This window comes from uncultured Proteiniphilum sp. (assembly GCF_937873925.1).
GTDB lineage: Bacteria > Bacteroidota > Bacteroidia > Bacteroidales > Dysgonomonadaceae > Proteiniphilum.
Window position 1 is genome coordinate 1 of the sequence record NZ_CALNAT010000202.1, and the last position, 7,433, is coordinate 7,433.

At 39.6% G+C, this 7,433-nt stretch carries 5 protein-coding genes; all 5 read left to right on the forward strand.

Annotated features, from left to right (window positions below):
- Positions 1-2,472: SusC/RagA family TonB-linked outer membrane protein (locus Q0502_RS13765; protein ID WP_298651741.1), on the forward strand; the 2,472-nt coding region annotated here is incomplete at its 5' end.
- Between the two features lie 12 nt (positions 2,473-2,484).
- Positions 2,485-4,098: a RagB/SusD family nutrient uptake outer membrane protein gene (locus tag Q0502_RS13770; RefSeq protein WP_298651744.1), complete on the forward strand. Its 1,614-nt coding sequence runs from the start codon at positions 2,485-2,487 to the stop codon at positions 4,096-4,098.
- A 165-nt stretch (positions 4,099-4,263) separates the two neighbouring features.
- Complete coding sequence (locus Q0502_RS13775) at positions 4,264-4,902, forward strand: hypothetical protein (RefSeq protein ID WP_298651747.1); 639 nt, start codon at positions 4,264-4,266, stop codon at positions 4,900-4,902.
- Positions 4,903-4,920: 18 nt separating this feature from the next.
- Positions 4,921-6,048 carry a DUF5007 domain-containing protein gene (locus Q0502_RS13780; RefSeq protein WP_298651750.1) on the forward strand — a complete coding sequence of 376 codons (1,128 nt, stop codon included), beginning with the start codon at positions 4,921-4,923 and terminating at the stop codon, positions 6,046-6,048.
- A gap of 157 nt (positions 6,049-6,205) precedes the next feature.
- Positions 6,206-7,433 (forward strand): hypothetical protein (locus tag Q0502_RS13785; RefSeq protein WP_298651753.1); only part of this gene is annotated, 1,228 nt, incomplete at its 3' end.

Sequence of the window (7,433 nt, forward strand, 5' to 3'; positions counted from 1 at the left end):
GGTACCAGTGGAAGATCTCGCTTATCCGGTAGCATTTCACATGCCGTCACAGCCTCTCCCAAAAAGATGGAAGTGTACATAGGTGAAGCCGAGAGAGAGCATAAATTAAATTTATACCAAAAATCTCTTACTTCATTATTTGGGGAACAGGCTTGGGTTGATGTGCGTAACGGACTTGAAGTGATGGGTTACATGTTACCCTCCGTATTGACAGACAAATACAACCCCGCATTTAACAATGCGTATGATTATCAATCTATGTTTTATCAACCGGGACTTTCTCAGAATTATAATCTGACATTTGAAGGAGGAAGAGAAGAAAGTTCTTACCGGATTGGTTTGGATCATTATAATGAAACGGGGGTATTGGTTGGTTACGGATTTTCCCGGACGACGCTAAACGCAAGTTTGGTTAACGATATCAATAAAAAACTCAGGAACGACTTCTTGATTCGTTATAGCTTCATGGACAGGAAGGGAGGGTTCAATAGTTACATGATTGCACTACCTACGGCACCCACCGAACTGCCCTCCTCGCTTTATTACCGGACAGAGGATGAATTGAGTCGGTTTTCGGGCCAGTTGGGTGATGCATACAACAAAAATAATACGCACAATCTATCATTTAGTGAAGCATTAAGGATTCGTTTCAATGACAACTTGTCATTGAACAACCAGATCTCTTTATCGTTGATGTTTGGCTCTAATGATTATTTTATTCCCTCGAGTGCAAGACCCGACGGTAAAGCTTACGGACAGTCACAATCCAGTAAAGGAATGATCTTGAACGCAAACTCTGTGCTGAATTATACAAAAGAGTTTGGGATACATAATGTGGTCGGTTTACTGGGTATGGAAATGAATACCGATCAGTCTCAATATTCCTGGATAGCAGCAGAAGCAGGTTCCTCCGATTATTTGAAGGTGATACAGGGGTATCAGAAAGAAAATATCAACGCATTCTCCGATATGGTGAAGACAAACATGCTCTCCTATTTCGGTTCAGCAGCATATGGATTGTTAAGAAACAGATATAAAGTTGAGACAGTATTACGGAGAGATGCTTCATCCCGTTTTGGAGCAAATAACAGATGGGCTACTTTTCCTTCTATTAAGGCACACTGGGTGTTTTCAGATGAACCTTTTCTGAAGGATGTTTTTGAAAACTGGATGAATTTCGGAAAAATACGAGTATCTTATGGTAGTGCCGGGAGTATTGCGAGTGATCCATTGCTACAATATAACTCGCTTATTTCCATTAATAACGTTGGAGCAGACTTGAATAATATACATAGCAACAAGATGGATGTGAAAACGTATGGTGGTAAATCATTGTTAGTATCTGACTTTAACAAGGTCGCGAATAGAAATTTGTCTTGGAGTAAATCGAATGAAATCAATTACGGAATTGATCTCGAATTGTTTAATAAAAGACTGTTAATCACAGGTGATATTTACTCAAAATATACTTCAGGACTAATTTATCGATCCTATCTTCCATCTTATGTCGGATTTAATTCATTGGAGTCTAACTTAGTAGACATGATTAGTAACGGGTATGAAGTAAATACTTCTTATCTATTTCCCCACAATAGTGATTTTCAATGGAGTTGGACAATGAATTTTGCAAACCATAAAACGGTTGTTGCGAAATTGGGGAATGGCGGACGTGATTACATTGGTGGCGATTATGCGTTTGTTGTGGGGCGTCCGGCCTTTCAATATTATACTTATGAATACATTGGCACGCTTGACTCGTTTGATGACCTTCCGGTGAATCCAATGAATGGACAGGCACTCCAATATTTGTGGGCAGATGCCGGATTGGCGCTGGGTCTTCAAGGACGGATTTTCCCGGGTATGCCCCTTTTTACCGATGCAAATGGCGACTATCAGATTGATGGTGCAAATTATGGATATGATAAAAAGATTATTGATAATAAATCTCCCGAACCAAAAATACTGGGAGGGCTCAGTACAAACATCCGATACAAAAATTTTTCATTGAGAGCTCACTCATCTTTCGCTTTTGGACATTACATTTTCAATACAACTTTACAACAGCAATTATCAAACTTTGATGACCAACAAAGATTTTTTATGCTTGCTGCATACAAGTTCGACGAATCAAAGTTTTGGCAAAAGCCTGGAGATGGTTCTTATTACCCGATGATGTATATATCTTATTCCGATGGTGGGTCGTCACGTTCGTTCCGTCGTTCTTCCATGTTTATTGAAAAAGGAGACTATTGGAGCCTCGATAATGTAAGTTTATCGTACAATTTACCAGATAAAATTACATCTTATCTGAAAATGAATAGGGCGAACCTGTATATCACGGTCAACAATGCTTTTATGTGGAAAAAATCACAGGTATTGGATCCACGAACAGTGTCAAAAACAGGTTATTATAATGGTAACGGATACCCCATATCACGTAATTATATTTTTGGGTTACAGTTTCAATTTTAAACAAATCAGGAAATGAAAAAGATTTTCATAACAGCTATAGTGTTTATCGTTATGTTTTGCAGTTGTGATGACCTATTGGATGTAAAACAAGTTAATTTGGTATATAACGAAGTATATTGGCAAAACGAGAGTGATGCGGAAAACGGTGTGCTGGGGATATACGCGTTATATAGGGGGCTCATGGTTCAACCTACAAACTGGTACCAACGCGCTGATGCTACCACCGGTTTTTTGAATAAGGGATGGAATGGCGGCTCTCCCGATGCGTTATATAAGGTGGGAAATTTTGAAGATTTGAATGCCCCGAAGTCTTGGGGAGAATTAGAGGGTTATGCAGATTGGGGACCTTTTTATAAAGTGATTGCACAAGCAAATCTTGTTATCAAAAAGATTGAAGAGATCCGTATTGGCAATATAACTACAAAGAACAAGGAAAAACTTGTGGGGGAAGCCTATTTTTTGCGTGCACTCACCTATTTCAATATATTACGTATATGGGGAAATGCCCCTTATATAAGTGAGGCTATAGAATCCTCTACGCAATTAATCAATAATGATTTGACCCCCATAGTCATTCCCCGTACAACAGACATAGAAATAGGGAAAAAAGTACTCAATGATGTTAATACAGCTATCGAGAAGTTGGATTATGGACTTTTTGGGAATGAAGATTGGGGTATTCGTGCTAATCGAGGATCTGCTGAAGCGTTGGCCGGACACGTAAACATGTGGATGTACTTTCTAGCAAACAGAGATGGGCTGGAATCTCAAGCATACCTCACAGCAGCTGTCACTTCTTTGGAGAATGTCATTACAAAAGGTGGATATTCGCTTGCAGATTACAGTAATCCTACCATCCTTAAAACACTCTATGAAGGACAGTCAAGTGAGGCAGTATTTGAGTTAAATATCTCTTCGCAAGCGAACGAGTCATACAGGGTGGATCATGGAGGTATTGTGCATTTGACCTGCAAAATACCTTCTCATGATGGCGATGTGACCAAAGACAGGGCTTCGAGTATTAACTTTGTTCCGAGATCGCAAAAGGATTTGATATATCCTGAGTACAACATTGCAGCGCATACGGGAGATATCAGAGCTAACCTTTTCTTTGCAGCATGGGAATCACATTACGACGAACCTTTCAATGATGTCAGTCCTGTTGCAAACAACAGAGATTTGGTTACGTGGATGAAAAAATATGCTATCATGACGGTAGATCCTATGCGCTCATGGAATGAATACAGTGCCTATTTCGCAGAAGCAAACATTCCGGTATTCAGATATACTGATGTTTATTTATTGCTAGCTGAAGCATATCAGAAAAATAATCAGGCGGATAAGGCCGTTGTGATTGTGAATAACATAAGAGCGCGTGCAGGATTGTCACCTTATGCCGGAAGTGACCTGCTGAATGAAATACTTCAACAACGCGTGAGTGAACTAATCGGTGAAGGGCAGATTTATTATGACATGGTTCGTAATAACTGGTTTCCCAATCCGCAAGTGATGGAGCCTGACAGATACAGTCAGAAGGGATATTATTGGCCTGTCTCCGGATCGATACTCACGTCTAATAAGGAGATAAAACAAACTCCCTACTGGGATGGGAAAACAAAATGGTAATCATTTAAACAAAATTACGGAAACATGAAAATATATTTCAATCTTATAACTGTCTTGATTGCTTCCTTACTATTATTGTCCTGTAGTGACAATGATTATATTATCGGTGGTGAAGCGAACAAAACAAATAAAGTGGATAAGTCTACGTTTGATCTGTTAAACCAAATGGAAGAAACGAAACTTATCGCCCAGCTTTTTGAAAAAGCAGGAATGAAAGAGATAATAAACGGTGATGTAACCCTCGTGACCCCGAATGTATGGTCGGTGAACCGTTATTTACGCCGCCGCCACAATCAGGAATTACGCGTTAATCCCAATGCTCCTGAGTTAACCATCAATGATATTTCTCAGGAAGAGTTGAAAAAAATGGGAATGTATGTCTTGCCCGGAAAATGGTGGCGCGAAACCATCCCGGAGAATGGCAAAATATTGAAAGCCCATGATGGAACCGAGGTCTTTCTCTCCGTTGACAAAGTAAATACCGATCCCGGAGTGGCATGGGATGGGGCCGGTAACCCAGGTAGCGGATATCAATATTCAAATTTTCTTCAAAAACTGCCCTACATAATCCATGTTCACTTTAAAAGAGGAAATAAGTGGGAGTGGAGTGCGTTGGAACGTACCGTATTAGCCGACTATTACGATAATCCGGAATGTGACCATGTGTATAGAATGTATGTGTCGGATATTCTGACAAACAATGGGGTGGTTCACGTATTGTATCAAGGCGATTATAATTATACGGATCACTATTATTATCATTCGCTATTCTTCTTCGGAACAAGAAAAGATGATAAATTGTAATTTTAATAATAATTGGATATGAGAAAACAAGCATATTTTATTGTCACCATCATCCTCTCATCATTGATGTTATGTCTCTCTTGTTATAAACAGCCCGATAGCATCGGTTTCTTGAGTGACGACATATATTTGAGAGGAGCCGATACTCTCTACCTTCCCATTGGAGGAAAGGGCGCTACGAATTATGCATGGACCGACTACTCGTCCCAACCCTGTACTTTCAGTATTGAGGATGTCACTGATGTGTCGGGAGTACGCTCAGAGCAATTTTTTAAAGAGTTCACCTACCGGACATGGAAAAAACCATACGATTTCTTGACGGACAAAACTGAAGAGCAGGTGTTGAGCAAATTGCAGGATACTCTGTTAACTCCATTGATCATTAATCCGATTAACGGACAGTTGATATATACGGAAGTTACGAGAAATTTATCCAATCCGGGCGATGTATTTCATGTGTCTGTGCGAGTTACAAATACTGCAGGTACAAAGGTCTTTCCTGAATACGCCACTATTAAATTAACCTCAACTTCCAGACCTTTCACGGTCAACGAAGTAATCAATGGTATATCAGTAGTTAAGAGCGGAGCAAATAACTTTGTTTTGTATGACCAAATCAATGACTCCCGCCCCGATTTTGTAGCACGTCGAAACAATATATATGCCGATAACGGCAAAGAGTTTGTGCGTATTCACAAGTTGTTTGATGAACCGACTGTGGGCATTAAGGTTATATTCAAATTAGTAGATGCCAAAGGAGCTCTGTTCAATCCTGCGGAATATGCAACTTATGCAACAGGCACATATAGTTACATTGATCATTCGATAAATAGACAAAATACGCCTGAGGGAATGATTCTTGAATTTCCAACTACACCTTGGCCTGCGGATGTGAATCTTAGGTCTTATTTGAAAGGTCCTACTGCTACCGATTTTAAATCTTTTAACATTGATAAATTATATCAGGATTTCTTGGCAGGCAAAGTACCGAGTCTTATCGCTCCGGATAATTGGCCGGCCAATAACTGGGCTGATGCGGATGCCTGGTTTGTGAGAATACGTTCCATTATCACATTTTATGAAAGCGGCACATGGGAAGTGAGTTGTAAAATTCCTTATACCGCAATTGACGGAAATTTCAATTGAGTCAATTTAAGCTTGGTCTTATGTATATGTAAGACCAAGCCATATTATTAACTCCCACATATTTATAAAAAGTTGAAAAATGAAATTAAAATACATATTATTAAGTTTTATTTTTTTGGGGATTATTCCATGTGTATATTCCTGTGAGAAATCGAACATGAAAGATTCGCAGAAGCCACCTGAACAGGAGGAAGAGCTAAAGGTTGGTTCCGACCTGCAACTGGAAGTGAAGGTGTTTGACAACAAAGATAAGCAAGTGGTGTCCCAAGCTGTGGTAGAAATATTTAAGAACGTGGAGGACCGGGCATTGGGAAAAAACATCATTGTATCGCATAAAACATCGGGTGATGGAGTTGTTGTTTTCAAAGCAAGCGAATTCAATAAAAACAACGTTTCTCTCTCTCAGTTAAACGGTGTTTACTACCTGAATATCTATTTTCATAACCTAAGGTTACAAGCAGAAACACCCAGCCTGAATTTTGAAAAAGACAAAACCATTCGTAAAGAGGTATATCTGATGGATGAAATGGCCGATGTAATTACGGTAAAGGTAGCCGTATTATACGAAAATCCCGTCTATGAAGGCAAGCATTTTCACAACGGAGCATTGGGGGTAAACTGGTATGACCCAGTGAAGCTTTCTCAGGATTATGAAAAAACATTAGAAGAAATATCCGGATACACAGTAGATTATCAAGTGGTAACAGAAATAGAGGCAGATACCCTGTTCACCTATTTTCAGGATGATCCCGGGAAAAAGCATATATCCATTGCGGAAATGGTCTCTTATTTGCGGGAACCGGGGTGGAATACCCTTAAGGCGAGAGGTACAAAATATAATTATAATGAGTCGGTTAAATTTTACGGTTTTGATAAAATGCGGGATAACGGCGAAATTCATGAAGTGTGGGTGTGGTCATTTCCTTATGGAGGTATGTGGGAATCACATATGATGGGTAAAGATGCTTTTTGGATCAATTCTCCTCCCAATGAAAATCCCTCATGTACAGAGTTACTTAGCATCATGGGTTTAAATTATGAACGAGATTTAGCCTGTGCACTGGAGAGTTATGGTCACCGGTTCGAGTCAACCATGATGAAGGTATATGGATGGTGGGATTACGATAAAAAAACAAGTTTATTTCAGCTTACTACTTGGGAAAAATATTCTGCTTACGGATTAATATATAATAAGTTTGAGAATGGAAAGGCACAGGTAGGGAATGTACACTTCCCGCCTAACGGAAAACAGGATTATGATTTCGGTAATGAAACTTATATATTGAGTTATGCGAATGAATGGTTAAATTATCCGTTTGTGCGAGGAACGGATGCCAAGCGAATGAACCGTACCGAATGGGGCAATCCCGAAGGTTCCTGGCACT

Excerpts from the sequence above, each read along its gene's own strand:
- Q0502_RS13770 (WP_298651744.1), top strand. The coding sequence starts at position 2,485 with ATGAAAAAGATTTTCATAACAGCTATAGTGTTTATCGTTATGTTTTGC.
- Q0502_RS13775 (WP_298651747.1), top strand. The coding sequence starts at position 4,264 with ATGGAAGAAACGAAACTTATCGCCCAGCTTTTTGAAAAAGCAGGAATG.
- Q0502_RS13780 (WP_298651750.1), top strand. The coding sequence starts at position 4,921 with ATGAGAAAACAAGCATATTTTATTGTCACCATCATCCTCTCATCATTG.